Source organism: Streptomyces sp. NBC_00207, from assembly GCF_045160965.1.
Taxonomy (GTDB): domain Bacteria; phylum Actinomycetota; class Actinomycetes; order Streptomycetales; family Streptomycetaceae; genus Streptomyces.
Genome location: NZ_CP130715.1, coordinates 9,418,061 through 9,437,615, shown reverse-complemented (window position 1 = coordinate 9,437,615; position 19,555 = coordinate 9,418,061). Strand labels below are relative to the sequence as shown.

Sequence of the window (19,555 nt, the reverse complement as noted above, 5' to 3'; positions counted from 1 at the left end):
CATGAGAGCCAAGCGGAACAAACTGGGGCACCGCTGACCCGCCCACTCCTGGAACGCCGCTGTGGTGCGTGCCGTTACCTGTCCTGCGCGGTCAGGAGCAGGACCAGGGCCTTGGAACGGGTTGTCCCGAGCGCGGTGGCCACCGCTTCGGCAGACATACCCTCGTCGCACAGCACGCCGGCAGCCTCCCGGCCCACCCGGGCCGCGATCCGCTCCAGCACACCGGCAGCGCGCAGCGCGGCCAACGGCGTGTCCGCGGCCGTCACGGTCAGCTGCCCGGCCATCTCGACCAGGAGCGCGACCAGCGGGTCGGGCAGCGGCACCGCCACGTCGCGGACGACAGACAGGTGCGCGGTCCAGTCCGCAAGCGGTCCCGAGAGGTCGATGTCCGCTTCGTACAGGGGCTGGTCGCCGATCGTGTCCCAGTCGAGGGGGTACTGGGCGGCGCTGCGCCATCCGCACGCGCACACGGCCCGGAGGGTCTCGGCGCGCGGGCGGCGGGCCCGGCCGTCGTAGGCCGACCAGTGCGTACTCGACGGCACGTTCGGCCCGCTCCCGACGTCGAAGTACACCGGGCCTGGCTCGCTGCCGCCGACGAGTACACCCGCCGCGCCCGCGTGCGCGTCCCCGAAATCCACCGTCCACCAGTCCCAATCCAGCGCACCATCCTCTCCTACGTTCCTGCCGACAGGCCGGCCGGATCCCGTCTGCGACCTTGCCCCGTCCGCGCACGCGCCCACACCTGGGCAGTCCCAACAACCGGGGCGGTTGGGTACCGGGCCCCGCCACACATCCCGAAAACACGACACCCCGATAGGGTTAAATCCAATATCCTGGTGGGGTTAATTTTGCTAGGGTTCGGGGTGGAGGTGGGCCATGCCGAGCCAGGAAGAACTGTTCGACGCGGTGGACGCGCTGCTGGAGGGCGAGCCGCAGTTGCCGTCTCCGGCGGAGCGGGCGCGACTGCGTGAAGCCGCGGGTGTCACGCAGGCCCGGCTCGCGGCCGCTCTGAAGTCGACACCGCAGACGGTGAAGAACTGGGAGAACGGCCGCTCCGAGCCGCGGCCACCGCGGCTTCAGGCCTACCTGCGACTGCTGGACGGCTGGGCCGAGCGGTACCCCGCGCCGGCCGCGACCAAGTCCGCGTCCGCTCCGGTTCCCGTGCCCGCTCCGGTTCCGGAGGCGTTCACCAGCCCCGTGGAGCAACCCACCGAGCCGGCCGGACACGCCGCGGCCGCCAGCCCCGCTGCACCGGGTCCGGTCGTGAAGGCACCCGTGGAGGCGGCCAAGCCCTCGGCTCCGTCGCGCCGCCCGGCGGGGAAAGCCGCTGCGCAGCCGGCCGTCGACCCGCGGTTCCTGCACGGCCCGCTCGCGGTCCTGGACGGCGACAGCTCTGCCTACGGCGTGGACGGGATCGTCCTGGACTGCCCGGCCACCACCATTCCGCAGCTGGTGGAGTGGACGCTGCAGGAGTCCGGGCTCGGCACGCCGCGGTTGAACCGCAACGGCAAGGACTCCGACCCCCTGGTCGTCCTCACCGCGGCGGCCGCCGTGAAGCTGGGGCTGCCCGAGCGGCTAGAGGGCCCGGAGGCCCGCCGTTCGCTGCGGCTGCCCGACGACCACCCGGTCGTCAAGCAGCTCGCGAAGGCGAAGTGGAAGCTGACGCAGCGCGGCTTCGGCCCGTGGGCGCGGATCTACCGGCCGGCGCAGGCCGGGCAGCGCCAGTGCGTGCAGCTCGCGATCCTGTCGTGGGAGGCGCTCGATGCCCGGTCCTGGCCGGGGGTCGCAGGCATGGAGCCGGCCGAGGTCGCCCGGGTGCTGGGCACGTACGCGGCCCGGGTGATCACCCCGCGCGGCTCCACCGCCACCTCCGGGCTCGAGCTCATGACCGCGTTGCGGCCGCCGACCCGCGCCCTGAAGAACGAGACCACCGGCGCGTGGGAGTCCGCCTACAACCCGGGCTCGCTCGGCACCGAGCCGATGGACCCCGCCCCGCCGGAAGCCCCGCAGGAGCACCCCGTCGCGCAGGGATGGACCGGCGGCTTCCTCGACGAGGAGGCCTACCAGTGGGTGCGGGACCCTCAACTGCTCACCGACGAGGAGTGCCTGCTGCCGTACGCGGTCGGCCTGGACCTGAACACCGCGTTCCTCGCCGCGGCCGCTCGCCTGGTCGTCGGCCTGTCCGCACCCGACCACTTCCACCGCCCGACCTTCAACAAGAAGATCCCCGGCTCCTGGATGGTCGACCTCTCACACATCGAGCTGGACCCGCGCCTGCCCTCGCCGTTTACCCCCTCCGGGCAGCGGCCGACCGGGCCGGCCTGGTACCAGACCCACACCCTCGCTTACGCCCAGGAGCTCGGCCACGACGTCGCGCCGATCGAGGCGTTCCTGCGCCGGGAGACGGGTGCGTACCTGGATCCGTGGCACGACCGCCTCAAGACCGCGTACGTCGACACGCTCGCCGATCTGGGTGTGACTGCCGAGCTGGACGACCGGCAGTTCCTCGCCGCGATGGAGCAGCACAAGCAGGTGGATCCCGGGATGGCGGCCGTACTCGCCGCGATCAAGGCCACTGTCAAGGGCGGCGTCGGCAAGCTCCGCGAGCGCCCCCAGGGACGGCACTACCGGGACGGGGAGCGGTGGCCGGCGCTGGAGCGGCCGACCTGGCGCCCCGACATCCGCGCCGCGGTCATCTCCAAGGCACGGGTCAACATGCACCGCAAGATGGCCAACACCGCGAAGGCGACCGGCCAGTACCCGCTCGGCGTGCTCTCCGACTGCGTCGTCTACGCCAGCCCCGGATCCTCCCCGCTCGACTTCCTGCCGTACACCACCTCCGGCAAGCCCCTCCCCGGCTCCTTCCGCCTCGGGACGACGCCAGGCCTCGCGAAGCTCGAAGGCCTCCAGGAGATGGCGTGGGCCGTCGACCTCATGGAGAAGGGCCTCAACCCGGCCCGGCACATCAAGGGCGGCGACGCCGTCCTGGACGAAGGAGAGTAGGTAGACCGTGGGGGACATCGATGACGCCCTGGAGCGCGCGGGCCGGGAGACGTTCACGCGGGAGCCGCCCAAGACGCTGAAGGGCCGCATCAACTTTCTGATGGGCAAGCTGAAGACCACCAGGGCCGTGGCCGCCGAGCTCGGCGTCAGCCAGCGGTCCATCGAGCGCTACCGCACCGGCGAACGCAAGACCCCGCCCAAGGCGATCACCGACCGGATCGACACCGCCGTACGCGCCCGATGGCAGCCCAAGGTCCGCGACCGCCGCCGCAAGGAAGCCGCCACCCGCACCGGGATCACCGTCGAGACCCGCGCCCGATTTGGATACACCGCGCCCATCGGCACCACCGACGACGGCCGGATGCGACGCCTCACCGTCCACCTCCCGCCCGCGTACGCGCAGCGCCTGTTCGACGCCCAGCAGCAGGGCGCCCAGGATCCGGAACTGCGCGCGATCGTCGCCGAAGGACTCCAGGACATCTACTTCAAGGACGGCGGAACCCGCGCCGACCAGCTCGAAGTCGAATTCACCGACATCGACTACATCGACGTGTCGTTCTGAGAGGAAGGGGTGGCCGGCGCACTTGTAAGCCGGGGCCGCCGTGGCGGTGGGAGCGGCCGGCGCCGCCACCGCAGCCACCGCCGCGCGCTTGATGCGCCCCGAAGCGCGCCGCGCACGGCGCCCTCCTTGACGCCGTCTCTACGTGACCGCGGCCCTGCCGGAACCTGCCCGTTCAAGCAGCTTGGGCAGCGGCTGAGCCGAAGACGTCGTCGAAGGGGTGGGCGCGGTGTGTGCTGACGAGGTGGTAGGCGCCGCTTGAGTGGCGCAGGGCGTGGTCGGTGTAGTGGAGGACTTCGGCGGGGGTGAGGACTTTGAGGTCGCCGAAGACGTAGTAGAGCGGGGTGGGGGCATGGATGGCGGTGAAGTGGAGGCCGGCGTTGATGGTCGTGGCACTGATCGAGTAGCGGCTCGTGTCGGTGCTGGGCATGCGGTCTTTCGCGTCGATGGTGACGACGTCGGCACCGCGGGCGGCAATCAGGTCGGGGAACTGCCTCAGGGCGGAGCGGGTACAGCGCAGGGCTTCGCGGACAGCATGGGGGTAGGTGCCCTGTCCGCAGGGGTGGACGGTCCAGCCTCTGGCGCGCAAGGCGGCGGCGACTCGCTGTTCGTGCAGGTCCCCGACAGCCTTGCGGTGCTGCCACTGCGTCACGGTGGTTCCCCCTTCGACGAGTTCTGCATGCGTGATACGAACTGCCTTCTTTTCGTATTCCCTCATCTCTGGCTATGATGCCGCACATGGAGGCATACGTTGACCCACGCTTTCGTCCCACGCTGTGGCCCGGAACACCCGTTCCCGCACCGCAGTTGAGCCCCCTCACCGACGCGCGGGCAGAGGGCGAGTGGATCGTCTGGAGCCCCCGGCTCCGCTCCCCCGGCGATGGCACGGTGTCGCTGCCCGAGGACTTCTACCTGCGCGAATTCATGGAGCTCGACCCCGCCGACCTCGAGGCGGTCGCCGCCATGATGCGCGCCTACGGGCATCTGGGAGGCCGCGTCGGGTCGTTGAGCCTCGACGTCGAGGAACACGATCACTTCACCGCGCTGACGGACAGCCTCCACCCCGAGCGCGGCCCGTTCGCCCTTCACGGCGAGCTGGCGACGCTGTTCGTCTCCGAGGCTCAGGACGCCATCGCCACCTGGCTGGCTCTGCGTCACGAGGGCGGACTGGACGCACTCGTCGAAGCCGAGGCCACCGAAGAAGAGCTCGCCCGGTGGCAGGCCGCCAACAGCGACAAGGCGGAGACGTGGCCGCGCGACCTCAACCACATGCGCGAGGAGCTGCTGGCGCTGAAGGTCAGCGACCTGGCCAGCACCCTCAACGCGGCTCTGGAGCCCTTCAGTATCGGCATCGGCGGCCTCGAAGACCGCTACCCCACACTCCTCGCCGTGGCGTTCCTCCAGCTCTACAACCACCTCGCCGAGAACGCCACCATCCGCGAATGCGCCAACGAGAACTGCCGGCGGCCCTTCGTCCGGCAGCGCGGCCGTGCCGAGTACGGACAGAACCGCACCACCGGCGTCAAGTACTGCACACGCGAATGCGCCCGCGCCCAAGCCCAGCGCGAACACCGGCGCCGCCGGAAACTGCAGCCCGCCCCAGACCAGCCCAGCTGACATGTGCGAGATCCGGGCCGAGCCGCTGCACTGGCCCCGCCCCGAGTGTCACCACCGACCGCCGACCCAGGGGCCGCCTCCTCCGGTCCCGGCCGTATCAGAAGAGGACATGGCGGGCCCCTCGTGAGCGCGTCGCGAGGTCTTCGCGTCACGCCTGTGGCAGCTTTCGTTGGACACCTGCGAAGCCCCGACACCCCAGTGCCAGGAGCAGGCTGTTCCGGCTGATGGCCTGTGTTCGCGGCCGGGCGCGTCGTCAGGCAGCGGCAAGGGCCAGGAGTTCCGGGACACCGGCCGCGGTGCGGTAGGGCCGGAACTCGGGCACGAGTTCTTGGACGAGTCGTTCGCAGCGCGGGGCACCGATTCGGCGGGAGAGCCCGAGGGCCTCTCCGGCGGCGTGGGCTGCCAGTTCAGGTTGCTTGAGCTTCAGGTGGCTGGCCGCCTGGTAGGCAAGGAAGATGCCTCGGGTCTTGTCACGGGCAGCCGGCAGGAGAACTTGGCCTTCTCCGATGAGTTGGTGAGCGCGGGCGGCGTCGCCGAGGTCGAGGAGGGCCTGGCCGGAGTCGACCGCGAGGTCGGCTTCGGACATCCACGCGCACCATGCTGGCAGAGGCCGGCCGGACGATGCTCCGAGGTGGTGCTCAGCTGCCGCCAGGGCGCGCAGGGCGGGCTGCTTCTCCTGCTGGGCAGCGAGGGTGCGGGCGAGGCGGAGGTGGAGGAGGGACCGGGCAGCGGGGTGCTGGGTGCGTTTGAGCGCGTGCTGGAGGATTCCGGCGGCGGTGGCGTGGTCCTTGCGCCATGCGGCCTGGTACGCGAGGTCACCGAGCATGGCGGCGCCGAGGTCGGGGTCGTCGGTGGCGTGGGCGCTGTGGAGTCCGGCGATCCAGAGTTTGCTGGCGGCGGCGTGGTGGCCGTGGTCGAAGCGGTGCCAGGCGACGGTCTGGGCGAGGGTCGCGGCCAGAGTGTGGAGGCGCAGGCCGGTGGTGCGGTCGTAGCGACTGTGGGCGATCAGTTCTGTGACGGTGACGAGGTGGGCATCCAACAGGGCTGATACGTGTTGGCGTTGTTCGGTGACCAGGCTGTTGAGCTGACGGCTGGTGTTCTCCAGCAGGGTGACCGTGTCCTGGCCGACGAGTCTGCCGCCCTCCGACTGCGCGGCGAGCGCGATCCCTCCGCTGGTGGCCCAGGCGGCGGCCAGGGTGGTGAGGGCGGTGCCGGAGATGGTGAGGAAGGTGCGGCGTTCCAGGCGTTCCATGGCTGTGTTGAGGGCCTCTCGCAGGGCTGTGACGGTGCTGGACGGGCCGAGGGGGACGACGCCTCCGTCGCTTCCGGGCAGCCAGTTCGGCCAGTTGTCGGGGTCGACCAGCTCGACGGGCAGCCCCAGCGCTTCCGCGATGTAGACCTGCGTTTCGGCTTCTGGGGTGACCGCCAGGACCTCCCATTTGCGTACCCGGTGCTTGTCTGTGCCCGAGCGCAGGCCTCGCCGCTGCGCCGCCGCGCCGATGAGGTTCGCCAAGTCGACCCGGGTCAGATTCTTGAGCGCGCGCCGGTAGGCCAGCGGATGCGAGTGCTCGGTCACGTAGTCAGTCAAGCACTCTCTGTCTTCCACAGGGTGTGGTTCCCGAGGCGGGACCCCCGCGGGACCCCCGCCGGACCATCGCGTTGGACGTACAGCTGACCGAAGCTCGATCTTCCGAGCGATCGGACCAGTCGGCTCGGCCGGTGCCTGGTATTGGCGCCTGTCCCCCTCGCCATTGAAGGGACATCTCATGCCGTTTTCCACCGTTGCCCGCCCAGACGGCTTGCCGCGCACCTACGGAGGTTGTCGGTCCGGGATTGCGGCGGCCGTGATGCTGCAAACCTCGCCGTACCTCTCCAGCGTCCGTCCGGGCACCGGCCCGGACCTGGTGTACCTGTCGGACAGCAGCGGGCCCCAGGCCCCCGTCGGCGCCCCGCCCCTGGGGAGCACCGTGTTCGGGGTTGTAGGGCTGGACCGGGTGATCGTGTGGCAGGACGATGCCGTGGTCCTTGAGCTGCTGCGGTACGCCTCCGAACGTCCCCACGACAGCGGTGAGCTCTCGGCCCGGTTCGGGGCCGGCCGCGTGGAGGCGGCGGTGGCGCGAGGGTGGCTGCAGGATCCTGTCGAGCTGTGCCGGTCGTACCGGGTCGAGTCCGGGGAGATCGAGGTGACGGCCCACTGCAACTGGGGGTGCGTCTCCTGCCCGGTGGCGGCCGACCCCAAGCCTCGCCGGACCATGCCGATGGGCCTGTTCGAGGAGATCGTCGGCAAGCTCGCCGCGGCCGACGCCTCGTACGTGACGTTCCAGTTCTTCAACGAGCCGACCCTGGACCGGTACTTCTCCCGCCGCTTGGAGGTCCTGTCCCGTCACGGGATGCCGTTGGCTCTGTACTCGAACGCCTCCGCGCTGACCACGGCGAAGATCGAGGATCTGAAGCAAAGCGGGGTGCTGAAGGATCTGATCGTGAACATCCCCTCGGTCGACGAGGCCGAGTTCGCCGGGCTCACCGGGTCACGGAGCTACCAGCACACGGTGGGCAACACCGAGGCTGCCCTGCGCGCCGGGCTGCCGGTGCAGGTCGTCGTCAACGGGGTCGGCGCGCGTGGGGAGCGCAACCTCGAAGGGGTCGAGCGGCACTTCGTTCCGCTTGGCGCGCAGGTGTACCCGAGCCTGACGTGTGACCGGGCCGGTGAGCTGGGCGGCGAGTACGCCCAGGACGTCCAGGTGGAAGGGCGGCTGACCGGCTGCGGCTGGCCGGTGCAGCACGTGAACATCTCCGTGACCGGGGCCCTGTTCCTGTGCTGCAACGACTACTACCAGCGGGAGGTGTTCGGGCACGTCGGGGACGGTTCGATCGACGAGCTGATGTCCGGCGAGCGGGCGGTCGCGCTGCGCCGCAAGGTGTTCGGCGTCGACGAGGCCCCGGAGGACTTCCTGTGTCGGCGCTGCCACAACCAGCTGCGCGACTTCCCCGGCAGGGACTTCAGGCCGATCGCGACCTTCGGATAGGAAGGGGGAGGCTCCTATGCATAATCCGGTGCGGATCTGGTACGTGGCCGGCCAGCGGCTGTGCAATCTGGCCTGCGACTACTGCGTGTCCATCGGCGACTGGGCCAAGAGCCGTCGCCACGACTGGAAGAACCCTGAGGACCGCGAGGTCTACGACAGGGTGGTGACCTGGATCGGGACGCGCCCCTACCCGGTGAAGGTCCGGCTCGGCACCCTCGGCGAGCCGTTCGCGAGCCCCCTCTTTCTGGAGAAGGCAGCCTGGCTGACCCGGCAGAGCGGCGTCGAGCATGTCGAGCTGGTCTCCAACGCGGTCCTGCTGCCCCGTCGGCTGCCCAGGCTGGAGGCAGCGGCCAACTTGGGCAAGCTCTCTCTGTGGCTGACCTGGCACGATGGCCAAGCCGACCTTGGCCGGTTCATCGCCGCCGCGTCCTTCGCACAGGAGACCTTCGGCTGCTTCGTCGTCGTCAACGCCCTGCTGTTCGAGGACAACGTGGACGCTGTGGCCCGCGCCGAGGAGGCCGCCCGCGCAGCCGGGCTGCGGTTCAACGTCGACCTCGGCTACGACCCGACCGCCCCCACCGACCCGCAAGATCCGTCCCATGCGGTTCCCGCCCTCAAGGCCGGCAGTGCCCTGGAAACCCTGGCCCGCCTCGGCGGAAACCGGGCGCTCGCCGAGACCGCCCTGATCGCACTGACGTCCTGCCAGGGCATGCCCTGCAGGGCCGGCCACGACGCGGTGTTCATCGACATCCATGGCCAGGCCTACCGCTGCTCCAACTATTCAGCCCAGCAACGCCCGCCGCTGGGCAGCGTCCTGACCGACGGCTTCGAGCTGCCGCTGCGTCCCGACCCCTGGGCTCCGTGCGCGGCCGCCGGCGGCTGCGGCAATAAGGAGGACTTCCTCAACCTCCAGATCGCCGCCCCGCTGCGCCCCGAGACGGTCCCCAGCCTCGGCTGGACCGACGCCTGATCCACCGCACTGCTCTGGAAGGGAATCCGCTCTCGTGCTCATCAGCGACCTGGTCTGGCCCGACCTGCAACCCGGACCCGAAGACCACGTCATCGTGCCCATCGGCGCCCTTGAACCGCACGGCCCGCACCTGCCGCTCGGCTCCGACACCATGATCAGCGACCACTTCGCCCACCAGCTCGCCCACGACATCGGCGGTCACGTCGCCCCCACCCTCGGCTACGGCGTGGCCACACCCTCCCAGCGGCTCGGCGGCACGTTCCCCGGCGTCATCAGCATCAGCGGCGCCACCTTCACGGCGGTGGTCACCGAGGTCCTGGCCTCTCTGGCGCGTCACGGCTACCGCCGCATGGTCCTGGTCAACTCGGCCATCGACAACATCAGCTTCCTGTGCGAGGCCGCCCGCGACCTGACCGAACGGACCCCCGGCGTGCGGGTGATGGTCGTGAACTGGTGGGACGTCGTCGGCGAGGACTTCCGTGACGCCCTCGCCCGCGAGAGCGGCACTGCCCGCCGGGATGACCACCATGCCGGGATGGTCGAGTCCAGCCTCGTCATGCACATCAACCCGCGCACCGTCCGCACCGGCCGGCTGCCCGTCGACGGCGGCATGGAGCAGCCCCGCCGGATCAGCTACCACCTCTACCCGCAGCCAGCCGACACCGCGACCAGCAGCGGCATCGTCTACTCCGCAGCCGGGGCGGGCGCCGAGCTCGGCGATCGGGTGGCCTACCAGGTCGCCCGGCAGCTCGCCGACGCCGTGCGCCGCGAGTTCGCCGCACCCCTTCCGTCATGACCCCGGACACCGCCCGGGCCCGCCCGGGAACGTCTCACAAAAGGAGAGCCACTTCGATGCCGTCTTCCAGCGACCAGCTGTACGTGTTCTCCCCATCAGCTTCCTATCCCCGCCCGTTCGCGTGCGTCATCGACGACCGGGCGCGGCTCGTCCACGCCTGGTCCAGCCCCATCGGCCAGCCCGACATCGAGACCAGCCCGCCGTCCTACCTGCGGGGCTGGAACCACGTCGAGGTCGGGCCCGACGGCAGCCTGTACGCGATGGTGCCGCTGCACGCCCTGCTCAAGCTCGCCCCGGACTCCGCCCTCACCTGGCGGGCCGATCTCCCCGCCCATCACGACCTCGCCCTCAGCCCCGCCGGTGAGATCTACGTCCTGACCGAGGAACCCCGTCCTGTGCCCTGCACCGGCGGCTCCCACGTCCTGCTGGACAATTCCGTCACCGTCCTCGGTCCGGACGGGCAGCTGCGGGCCGCGCATTCCCTGTACGAGATCCTGACCACCGACCCCCGGTTGGAGGCTCTGATCACCGGCGTGATCGACGAGCATCGCGCGGCTGGACGGACCGCGGACCCTGCCGCCCTCGCCCCGCGGCTGGAAGGAGCGAACGGCTGGAGGCGCGGCCGCGATATCTCCCGCCTGCTGCGGGCCCGGCCCGGATCGCCCAGCGACATCCTCCACACCAACACCGTCGAGATCCTCACCACCGGCCACCCCGCCGGGCTGTGGGCGGCCGGGAACGTCTTGGTCTCGCTGCGCAACCTGAACCTGATCGCCGTTCTGGACCTCGGCGCCCGCGCGGTGCGCTGGTGGTGGGGGCCCGGCGAACTGTCCGGCCAGCACCAGCCCTCCGTGCAGCCCGACGGCACGATCCTGGTCTTCGACAATGGCCGGGGCCTCGGCCGATCCCGCGTCCTGGAGATCGACCCGCTCGCCCAGGGCATCACCTGGCAGTACGAGCTGGGCCTGTTCTGCGAGATGGCCGGCGGCTGCGAGCGTCTGGACGACGGAACTGTCCTCATCAGTGACGCTCAGGCCGGCCGCGCCCTGATCGTCGACCGCGACGGCCGCGAGCGGTGGACGATTCATGTCTCCACCCGCGCCACGTCCGCCGGACGTTCCCGCGCGGAGTTCTACCGCCTCTCCGCGATACCCCGCCGCGCCGCCCGCTTCTTGGGTGCCGGTGACCGGCCGGCCCGCACCCTGGCCGAGTCCCAGGTCAGCTGCCACGTCCGCCAGAGCGTCCAGGGTGCCCTGTGATCAGCGTGATCGTCCCGACGCGGGACCGCCCCGGGCCGCTGCACCGCGCCCTGCGCAGCCTCGCCCGCCAGACCTACCGCCGCTTCGAGGTCATCGTCGCCCGCGACGGCGGCATGCCCGTCGAGCAGGTCATCGCCCGCTGGCAGCGCGAGATGCCCATCACCCTCCTCGACGGCGACACCCCGCATGGGGTCTCCCATGCTCGCAACCGCGCTCTGGCCGTGGCCCAGGGCGAGAACGTCGCGCTCCTGGACGACGACGACGTGTTCCTGCCCCACCACCTCCTCGCCGCCGACGACGCCCTGCGCACCGGCCGGGCCGATACCGTCTACGGCCAGGCCCTCGTCAGCCCCACCTGGATCGAGGACCTGCCCCGCGGCGCCCACGGCCTGCCACGCAAGGACTACCCCTTCGACGCCACCTTCCTCGGGGTCGCGAACACCATTCACACCGGGTCGATCGTCGCCCGCAATCCTGCCGCCGACCCGGTTCGCTTCGACGAGACGCTGCAGCACTGCGAGGACTGGGACTTCCTCCTCGCCCTCCACCACACCGCCGGCCATCGCTTCGCCCGCCTCGACAGCATCACCAGCGTCTACCACCAGGTCCCCCGCCCCGGCGCGGTCGCCTCCGCCTACCGGACGAGCCCCACCCCCTTCACCCTCGCCCGTGACACCCTCTACCGACGCTGGCCGGCCGTCGGAGGCCTCGCGGAGGAGTACCGGCAGTGGTTCCGCGACTTCGACCAGCGACTCGATGCCCGCATCGCCCTGGGTTTGCCCGCCTCGGCCCACGTCTACGAACACGCCGTCCGCGGCCTGCATGCCACGTTCACCGCGCACCGCCCGCCCGACCCTGCCCTCCTCGAGGGTCTACTCCCCCACAGCCTCGCCTCCTGGCCGAGGCAGAGTGCCGAGGCCGACATCTCGCTGAAGGGGGCTGTGCATGGATCCCGCTGACGCACCGTACGACGGCTTCGCCGACACCTTTGCCCGCGAGGCCGCCGTCAGCCCTTACAACGCGCACTACGACCGCCCCACCGTCCTCGGTCTCCTCGGCGACGTGAACGGCCTGCGCATCCTGGACGGCGGCTGCGGCCCGGGCCTGTACCTCTCCGAGCTCGCCGCGCGCGGAGCCGACACCGTCGGCATCGACCAGAGCGCGGACATGGTCCGCCTCGCCCGCGAGCGCCTCGGTTCGCTCGCCCAGATCCGCCAGCATGACCTCGACGCGCCCCTCACCTGGGCAGCCGACGCCAGCTTCGACATCGTCCTGCTCGCCCTGGTCCTCCACTACGCCCACGACCGCGTCCGCACCCTGACCGAGCTCACACGCGTCCTACGGCCCGACGGGAGGATCATCATCTCCACCAGCCACCCCACCGCGGACTGGCTTGCAGACGGCGGCAGCTACTTCGACGCCCGCCACGTCGAGGAATCCTGGTCCGACGGCATGACCCACCGCTACTGGCGTCAGCCCCTCCAGGCATGGTTCGACGAGTTCACCGCCGCAGGCCTCGCCGTCGACCGTCTAGTCGAAAACCGACCCGCCCACTCGATGGTCCGCCACCACCCGACCGTGTACGAGAAACTGGCCCACCAGCCCGGGTTCATCGCCTTCCAGCTCCACAAGCCGCCAGGTGCCCCTGATCTCCGTCCTGACCAGTCGTGATTGCCTGCATCGGAGTGCCGCCCATGCAAAACCGCCCGACCCTCGTCGTAGTCAGCGGCCCTCCCGCCACTGGGAAGACCACGCTCGCCCGCGCCCTCGCCCAGCAGCTGGGCTGCCCGGCGGTCATCCGCGACGAGATCAAACAGGGCATGGTCATGAGCACCCCAAATCACCAGACCGCTGGCGACGACCCTCTCAACATCCCCACGCTGGACGTCTTCTTCAAGACCATCACCGTTCTCCTTCAGGCAGGGGTCACCCTCGTCGCGGAGGCGGCCTTCCAGGACCGGCTCTGGCGACCAGGCCTGGAGCCCCTCCTGGGCCTCGCCGACCTGCGCATCATCCGGTGCACCACACCCACCTCGACCATCACCGAACGCATCACCGAGCGCGCCCGCACCGACAGCCACCGGGCGGCCCACGGCGATGAGGCCCTGCTCGCCGACATGGAAGCCGGCACTTACGACCCCGAGCAGTTCAAGGCCATCAGCCTCGACGTCCCGACCTTGGTCGTGGACACATCGGACGGCTACACGCCCGGAACCTCCGAGATTCAGGCATTCCTGCGAACACCACAACCGTCACTCAACCCTCGGCGATAGACCCTCGCCAGGATGAGTCCGTACGGGCTACGCCGACGGCCCCGACGCACCTGAAAGCTGGAGATCCGTGCGACCCGTGTGCCTGACCTCCCCTCGATCGGCAACCCACACAGGGCTTGGGGAGGTTCCCTGGCCGCGCCGCGACAAGCGGGGAATCAGGGCGAGCAGCTCTGGGTGCAGGCAAGCACGGTAGGGAAGTTCAGGGAGCCCCCAACAGTGCGGGCGCTACCGATGGTGCTGTCCGGGTTCGCGTTCCGTGCGGTGAACGGCGAGGGCATGGCCTCGATGAGCTGCTCGGCCATCTGTACTTCTTTGGCGGTGCCCTTGGACTTGCCGGGCAGGCCTGCTATCTCGTCCTTGGGGTTTCGGATCTCGTCGGCCCAGTGGAGGGTGTGCAGGGTCAGAAGGCCGTCCTCGGCCTTCACCGCGACCAGGTACTCGTGCTGTCGCATCACGAACGTCGCGATCCCTGCTCGGCCGGTCTTGGCGAGGGCCTGTTCGAGGAGGCTGTAGACCTTCTCGTACTCCTTGCCGCGCGGGCCGAGGTAGTAGGTCTTGTCGAAGAAGATCGGCTCGACCTCTTCCAGGTCGACGAAGCCGGTGATCTCCAGGGCCTGGGAGCGGCCTGGGGCGATCTCGTCGAGTTCCTTCGGCTCGACGAGGACGTATTCCGCGCCGGTGTCGTAGCCCTTGACGATGTCGCCGAGGTCGACCTCTTTGCCGGTGCGTTCGTTGACCCGTCGGTTGCGGATCCGGTCGGAGGTGCCGCGCTGGAGCTGGTGGAAGTGGATCGTGTGGCCGTCGGTGGCCGTGTAGAGGCCCACGGGCAGGCTGACCAGCCCGAATGACAGGTTTCCGGCCCATACCGGTCGTGCCATGGCCGTCACCGCCTTCCGCTCCCGTCCTGGACTTCCAGCTCACCGCCTCCGGGTGGTGTGACTGAGCAGCGTAGATGGCCCCTCTGGCCAACTGTGCGCTCAGAGCACCATGACTGCTCAGTCGATGACGCCCGGCCACGCCATCGGCGCCTTCCTCGCGCCGCAAGGTACGCCGCCGGCCTCCCCTACCGGCGGACGCGAAGGTCACGGATGCTTCGCGCCCTTCGGGGTCGTCGTATCGGTCTCCTTCGTCGTTGTTTTTCCTATGAGGTCCGTGTGGGTCGTCGTGGTGTGGGTGTGCTCGTTTCCTTTCGTGTCCTTGTAACTGTCCGTCTTGACGTTGGTGGTGCCTTCCGGCGTCTTTGTGGTGGTATCGGTGTGGACGTGCCCATCCGATACCCAGGCGCTACCCTTCTCCGAGATGCCGGTCTTTGTGTCGCTGATGCTGTAATTGAGTTTGCCGTCCGCGCTCCTCCAAAAATCGTCCGTTGCGATACGCGTAGTGTTCCCGTTCTTATCCGTCCAGGTAGTTGTGCTGGTCTTCGAGCCGTCCTCGCTCTTCGACGTCACGGTCTCCTTGGTTTGGCCGTGGTCCTGGGACCTCTGATGTTCGTTTCCCCTGTCGTCTGTCCATCTCTCGGTGCCGCCGCGCCCGCTCTTGGCCTGACTGTCTCCCCGGTACCCGTCGCCGCGGTCCGAACCAACCGGGCGGGTTGATTCCGACTGCCGGTTATCCGTCTTCTGCGTCCAGTCCCTCATCTCGCCCATCGCCACTGTGCCGGCGGCCTGAACCGCGGGCCCCTCCACGGACCGAGCACCGGCGCCCACGAGGGCTTCGGGGACCCCGCCCACTGTGACGTCGCCATTCCCTCCGCCTTCAGGTTTCGCGGTGGGCTCCTGGTCCGGTTCAGGGGTCGCTTCCGGAGCGCCGCCACCTTTCACATCTGAGGACGCACCGAGCTCCGGGCGCTCACCCTGGTGGGCACCCCCGTCCCACGAGGCTTCCGGCGCGGGGTCGGTGGCCTTGTCCGTCGGGTTCTCGGCACCCGGCGTTTGCTGGGGCCCACTTGATGAGGATCCGGCGTCTATGCCGGTGTCCGGATAGGTGGTGGAGGATCCGGCGTCTATGCCGGTGTCCGGATAGGTGGTGGAGGATCCGGGGTCGCTATCACCGGGGTAAGGACCTGTGCCCTCGATTCCGGGGTGCGTATCTCCCGTATTAGGCCCGTCCGGCGTAGCACTCTGTCTATCGGGCGCCGGGGGCCCTTCCGGCGTATGCTCGCTCGATTCGCCAGCGCGTTCGGGTTTCGTCGCGTCCGGCTGGTTGGTGCCGAGTTCCGGTCGTTCGCTTTGGTGAGTTCCGCTTCCTGAGTCGCTTCCCGTTGGCGTACGGTCCGCCGCGTCCGGCTTCATGTCCGAGGTGGAGCCGGCCAACTCGGGCCGCTCGGAGCGGGAGGAGACATCGGACGTCTGTTGCGATTGCTCGGTTGTGGTCGAGCGCTCCGTTTGACCTTCGGACATGGTTGGTTGCCTCTGATCAGCCGCGGAGGAACTTGGTCATGAAGGATGTCAACTGAGACAGATCGGACGGCGCCATCGCCTGCGGTGCCAGTGGTTGAGAAGGGAGCGAGACAGGATCCGACCCCGCCGCGTGGAGCCGGGCATCTTCAAGCCTTTTATCTGGCAGCTCTGTTGAATTCCCTGGTTCCCGGCCGGCACGCGGGTTGAACTGATGGGACAGTGTGGGATTATCGTAACCGCCTAGCCGTGCCGCCTCGCCCTCGTGTGGTGCTCCAGAGATGTCGGGTGATGTGAGGTCAACTCCCTTTGTCAGGTATCCCTCACTTGACCGCGACTCCGTCGATCCCCATGTTGGCAGCGAGGTGCCAGATTGGGCGGAGTCCGCCAAAAAGCTTCCGCTCCAATGTTTGCCCCCGTCTTTCGGAGGACCTAGGCCGGCAGCGCGGTTCATTGCTTCGGTTTGTTCTTCGTTGCGTTGTTTGGTCTCGGATATGGCTCTATCGTTCTCAGCGCGAAGTCTGTCGAGACTTCCCATCACAGACCCGCTTCCTTCAACACACGTGCCAGGATCCGTCGTGTTGTTCGGGGCACCTTGCGGCGGTCGTCGGCGAGCATCTGCTGTTCGAAGCAGAGGCAGACCCGTCGGGCTGTGGTGTCCAGTTTCTTCCTTGCTTCCTCCGGTGCGTCTTCGGTCGGGAACTCGACGAGTTCGTACGCTGCGTCCTGGCAGACCTCCCAGGTGCGAACGCGCCGCTTGTCTTCGGAAGCGCCGTCGTTTTGGTCCGCTTCGCTCCACAGTGGGTGGTAGCGGCGGCCGGCGACGAGGTCGGCCACGGCGGACCGGTAGAGGCACAGTGGCGGGTCCTGGGTGCATACCAGGTGGCATGCCGGGTACGGCTCGAACTGGCGGGCGTGGAGGCGGTGGACGGTGGCCTTGAATGCGGCTGTCAGGGCGGGGGCGTTCAGCCCCCCGGTGTCGAGCCGGTCGAGGAGCATGGCGCGCATCCGGGCGCGGAATTCCTCGGTGTCGGTGTAGGTCCAGGAGCGTTGTGCTCCTCGTCGGGTGGCCAGCCAGTCGGTTCCGTGGCCTGCGTAGGCGTGCAGGAGGTCATCCAGCGGGACGGCGGGTGGGCGTCTGGCGCCGATGGCCGTGGTGAGGTCCTCCCACAGCCGGGCCAGGGCTTCGGGCTCGTCGGCCGTCGTGGTCATGATGCGCGACAAGGTGCGTTGGACGTATTCGTCGTCGGCGAGTGCTCTGGCCGCTGCGCATGCGACCTGGGAGGGGCAGGTCTCGGCGCAGAACGTGCGTGACCTGTAGAAGTCGGTGTAAGAGCCCGCCTGCCTCCAGTTGTCCATGTGGGCCTGGACGTCATCGTCCGGGGGCGGGTGCGGGGCGAGCGGGTCCTTCACGGCCGGGACCTGGACGAGGAGGGGGGCGTCGTCGCCGCCGCTGAAGACTGCGGCTTCGCCGACTCCCAGGGTGGTGAGTGCCTTCGCCTGCACCTCGTCCATGGCCATGGCGCCGGCCAGGACCGCACGGTCGTCCGCCGAGATGATCCGGTGGGCGATCTTCAGGTTGGTGTTCTTGATGACGTCGGGGGCGAGACGAACGGGCACCTGGTCGGCGATGACGACTCCTTGTCCGTAGGCGCGGATCTCCGACAGCAGGTTCGAGAAGGTTTCCACTGCCTGCCCGCGGGGGTTGGCGGACTCCTCGGACGAGGGCGAGGGCACGTTGGCCAGCAGCCGGTGGGCCTCCTCCACCACCAGCAGGTGCACGAGGTCGCGCGACTGTCCCTGAACGCGCCGGTACTCGGCCAGGCGGATCAGAAGCAGGCCGGTGAAGAATGCCTTGTCCCCCTCGTCGCCGAGAGCTTCGAGTTCCACGACCGTGGGGCGCTGGAAGAGAACAGCGACGGGCAGCGAGCGCGAGACGTCGAGCATCGCGCCTTTGGCACCTCTGCGCAGGGACTCCAGCCGTGTGACCAGGGCGGCCCGCATGTCGCCTGCGATGCGTTCCTCGTATCCGAGCGTAGGAATGACTTCGCTGACCTTGGCGATCAGATCGGAGAGGGTCGGGAATGCGTCCGAGGGATCGGCCGCCGTGTCCAGCCGGCTGTTTGTGTTGGCCCGCAGGTCCCATCCACGATCGACGTACACCTCGTGCAGGCAGTGCTCGAGGATCTGAGGCAAGGGCGCCCACATGCCGAAGGATGCAGTGAATACCGCCCGCAGGAGATCGAGGTGCTCGCTGACCGTTGTGCCGACCGGCACCTCGAAGGGGTTCAGCACGAACGGGCCCACAGTCGCCTTACCTGCGGTGAAGATCTGCAGGTGCGGCCCGAGGACGGGATGGGCGAGCAGCGACCGGTACTCGGCCTTGGCGGGTTCAATGACCATGAACGGCACACCGTGAGTGCTGATCTCCAGCAGCAGCCCCATGATCGTGTTCGTTTTTCCCGATCCGGTCGTCCCGGGAACGAAGACGTGACGGGTGAGGGACCGTAGCGGGACCTGATAGCGCCCGGGCGTCGTCCGGTGGTGGTTGAGGACCTGTCCGACGAGCAAGTGGGGTTCCTGTGTGCTCACGGCCGGCGCCACGATGTCGAACCGCGGCACCGGAGTGATGGCGAAGCCCAGCGTCTCGATATTGGGTAGGTGCACGTACGCCGCCAGCTGCGCCGAGCTCAGCAGGGTCTGAGCCGCGAAGGGGTGCTGGTAGGCATTGGGGCCAGGCCGCTCGGGATCATCCGGAAGCGCCCAATGGACCCCCAGGTCCACGACAGCGGGATGCTCGATGGTCCGCACCGGTTCGGGGACCGACGTGGCGCCCGAGAACACCGCCCGCCAGGCACCGCTGACCGCCGCCAGGTCATCAGGATGCTCTCCGAACAGATAGACGCCCGTGCGCCACCCCCCGCGGGCCTGGGCATCGGCGAGGGCATTCAGACGCGCCTTGAGCAACCTCAGGTAGTGCTCGGCCAGGGGACTGCTCACACCGACGGCCTCCACGGCACTGGAGACCATCCGCATCTCGTTGAGAACCCGGTTACGGTCAGCGCTCAGCTCTGCCGCGCCCAAGGGCTGCGCGAGCACGAGCGCTGCCCAGGTCTGCCCCTCTACCGACCTCAGGAGCCGGTCCACGGGCAACCCGCCGTCACGAGGATCAACCGATGGCCCCCCAGGCACGCCCAGGGCAATCGCACTGCACGCCAGTGCCGGCGTGGCCACACCGGCGGCCGATACGTCCACCGCCGGGTAGCAGCCGCCGAGTACGGACAGGAGCGTCACTTGTCGAGCGTCCGCGAGCGTGTCGTCCTCGTGTGGGCCGGCCCAGGTGCCCAGGCGGACGGAGACGCCTTGCCGGGTACCGTCGAGCAGCAACGCGATAGGCGTGCGCGCACCTGCGAGCGCTACAAGTAGCGGGAGCGTGGGTGGCTCGAACTTCGTCGTCTCGTCGCGCCCCTCCCCCTCCCCACGAATGGCTTGGGGGATGGGGGCCTGCACCGGCTGCCCGATCCTCGTCACCCGTACAGCGCGCCGGGCGGCGAAGGGAACCGCGGTGCCGGTGCTTAGCAAGGGAGGGGTGATCGCGAGGCGCTGAAGGTAGTCGACTGCCTCGGTGCTCACCGGGTCGCTACTCATCGAGACGG

The 19,555-nt window shown here is 69.2% G+C and carries 16 protein-coding genes; 10 read left to right on the top strand and 6 right to left on the bottom strand.

All coding sequences use genetic code 11. The features are described from left to right. Window positions 1–74 precede the first annotated feature (74 nt). On the bottom strand, window positions 75–638 hold the full coding sequence (locus tag OG472_RS43705) for a hypothetical protein (protein WP_405940593.1): 564 nt from the start codon (window positions 636–638) through the stop codon (window positions 75–77). A 238-nt stretch (window positions 639–876) separates the two neighbouring features. On the opposite strand from OG472_RS43705, the gene tap reads away from it, so the two are divergent. After that, window positions 877–3,003, top strand: coding sequence for a telomere-associated protein Tap (tap, locus tag OG472_RS43700; RefSeq protein WP_405940594.1), 2,127 nt, complete (start codon window positions 877–879; stop codon window positions 3,001–3,003). A gap of 7 nt (window positions 3,004–3,010) precedes the next feature. Further along, window positions 3,011–3,565, top strand: a complete 555-nt coding sequence (gene tpg / locus OG472_RS43695; RefSeq protein ID WP_405940595.1) for a telomere-protecting terminal protein Tpg — start codon at window positions 3,011–3,013, stop codon at window positions 3,563–3,565. Between the two features lie 172 nt (window positions 3,566–3,737). Here the strand turns inward: tpg and OG472_RS43690 are convergent, their stop codons facing one another. Beyond that, the gene (locus OG472_RS43690) at window positions 3,738–4,280 is read right to left on the bottom strand and encodes a hypothetical protein (protein ID WP_266608984.1); all 543 of its coding nucleotides are present in this window, start codon (window positions 4,278–4,280) and stop codon (window positions 3,738–3,740) included. A gap of 20 nt (window positions 4,281–4,300) precedes the next feature. Between OG472_RS43690 and OG472_RS43685 the strand changes: the two genes are divergently transcribed. Next, on the top strand, window positions 4,301–5,179 hold the full coding sequence (locus OG472_RS43685; RefSeq protein WP_405940596.1) for a hypothetical protein: 879 nt from the start codon (window positions 4,301–4,303) through the stop codon (window positions 5,177–5,179). Between the two features lie 253 nt (window positions 5,180–5,432). Here the strand turns inward: OG472_RS43685 and OG472_RS43680 are convergent, their stop codons facing one another. After that, window positions 5,433–6,767 carry an XRE family transcriptional regulator gene (locus OG472_RS43680; RefSeq protein ID WP_327167127.1) on the bottom strand — a complete coding sequence of 445 codons (1,335 nt, stop codon included), beginning with the start codon at window positions 6,765–6,767 and terminating at the stop codon, window positions 5,433–5,435. Window positions 6,768–7,026: 259 nt separating this feature from the next. Between OG472_RS43680 and OG472_RS43675 the strand changes: the two genes are divergently transcribed. The 7 genes from OG472_RS43675 to OG472_RS43645 are packed head-to-tail and all read left to right on the top strand — an operon-like array spanning window position 7,027 to window position 13,503. Then, a complete protein-coding gene (locus OG472_RS43675) occupies window positions 7,027–8,205 on the top strand; it encodes a radical SAM protein (protein ID WP_331723248.1) in 1,179 nt (392 codons plus the stop codon). 16 nt (window positions 8,206–8,221) lie between these two features. Beyond that, entirely contained in the window at window positions 8,222–9,175 is a 954-nt protein-coding gene (locus OG472_RS43670) for a radical SAM protein (protein WP_331723249.1), read from the top strand. A gap of 34 nt (window positions 9,176–9,209) precedes the next feature. Further along, entirely contained in the window at window positions 9,210–9,971 is a 762-nt protein-coding gene (locus OG472_RS43665; RefSeq protein WP_331723250.1) for a creatininase family protein, read from the top strand. A 56-nt stretch (window positions 9,972–10,027) separates the two neighbouring features. Further along, window positions 10,028–11,230 (top strand): arylsulfotransferase family protein, encoded by a 1,203-nt coding sequence (locus OG472_RS43660; protein ID WP_331723251.1) that lies wholly within the window; start codon window positions 10,028–10,030, stop codon window positions 11,228–11,230. Then, the gene (locus OG472_RS43655) at window positions 11,227–12,189 is read left to right on the top strand and encodes a glycosyltransferase family 2 protein (RefSeq protein ID WP_405940597.1); all 963 of its coding nucleotides are present in this window, start codon (window positions 11,227–11,229) and stop codon (window positions 12,187–12,189) included. Before OG472_RS43660 ends, OG472_RS43655 begins: the two co-directional genes overlap by 4 nt. Further along, window positions 12,176–12,901 carry a class I SAM-dependent methyltransferase gene (locus tag OG472_RS43650; RefSeq protein ID WP_331723253.1) on the top strand — a complete coding sequence of 242 codons (726 nt, stop codon included), beginning with the start codon at window positions 12,176–12,178 and terminating at the stop codon, window positions 12,899–12,901. Before OG472_RS43655 ends, OG472_RS43650 begins: the two co-directional genes overlap by 14 nt. Before the next feature lie 23 nt (window positions 12,902–12,924). Then, window positions 12,925–13,503, top strand: coding sequence for an ATP-binding protein (locus OG472_RS43645; RefSeq protein ID WP_266608999.1), 579 nt, complete (start codon window positions 12,925–12,927; stop codon window positions 13,501–13,503). Window positions 13,504–13,658: 155 nt separating this feature from the next. On the opposite strand, the gene OG472_RS43640 is transcribed toward OG472_RS43645, so the two are convergent. From OG472_RS43640 to OG472_RS43630, 3 genes are all read right to left on the bottom strand, one after another. Next, window positions 13,659–14,381 (bottom strand): Ku protein, encoded by a 723-nt coding sequence (locus OG472_RS43640; RefSeq protein WP_331723254.1) that lies wholly within the window; start codon window positions 14,379–14,381, stop codon window positions 13,659–13,661. A gap of 204 nt (window positions 14,382–14,585) precedes the next feature. Beyond that, window positions 14,586–15,794: a hypothetical protein gene (locus OG472_RS43635; protein WP_331723255.1), complete on the bottom strand. Its 1,209-nt coding sequence runs from the start codon at window positions 15,792–15,794 to the stop codon at window positions 14,586–14,588. 642 nt (window positions 15,795–16,436) lie between these two features. Beyond that, complete coding sequence (locus OG472_RS43630; RefSeq protein ID WP_405940598.1) at window positions 16,437–19,532, bottom strand: ATP-binding protein; 3,096 nt, start codon at window positions 19,530–19,532, stop codon at window positions 16,437–16,439. Window positions 19,533–19,555: the final 23 nt, after the last annotated feature.

Bases quoted from the DNA above. Each gene is read 5' to 3' on its own strand.
- OG472_RS43690 (WP_266608984.1), bottom strand. From the start codon at position 4,280: ATGAGGGAATACGAAAAGAAGGCAGTTCGTATCACGCATGCAGAACTC.
- OG472_RS43660 (WP_331723251.1), top strand. From the start codon at position 10,028: ATGCCGTCTTCCAGCGACCAGCTGTACGTGTTCTCCCCATCAGCTTCC.
- OG472_RS43675 (WP_331723248.1), top strand. From the start codon at position 7,027: ATGCTGCAAACCTCGCCGTACCTCTCCAGCGTCCGTCCGGGCACCGGC.
- OG472_RS43670 (WP_331723249.1), top strand. From the start codon at position 8,222: ATGCATAATCCGGTGCGGATCTGGTACGTGGCCGGCCAGCGGCTGTGC.
- OG472_RS43685 (WP_405940596.1), top strand. From the start codon at position 4,301: ATGGAGGCATACGTTGACCCACGCTTTCGTCCCACGCTGTGGCCCGGA.
- OG472_RS43635 (WP_331723255.1), bottom strand. From the start codon at position 15,794: ATGAAGCCGGACGCGGCGGACCGTACGCCAACGGGAAGCGACTCAGGA.
- OG472_RS43650 (WP_331723253.1), top strand. From the start codon at position 12,176: ATGGATCCCGCTGACGCACCGTACGACGGCTTCGCCGACACCTTTGCC.
- tap (WP_405940594.1), top strand. From the start codon at position 877: ATGCCGAGCCAGGAAGAACTGTTCGACGCGGTGGACGCGCTGCTGGAG.
- OG472_RS43640 (WP_331723254.1), bottom strand. From the start codon at position 14,381: ATGGCACGACCGGTATGGGCCGGAAACCTGTCATTCGGGCTGGTCAGC.
- OG472_RS43645 (WP_266608999.1), top strand. From the start codon at position 12,925: ATGCAAAACCGCCCGACCCTCGTCGTAGTCAGCGGCCCTCCCGCCACT.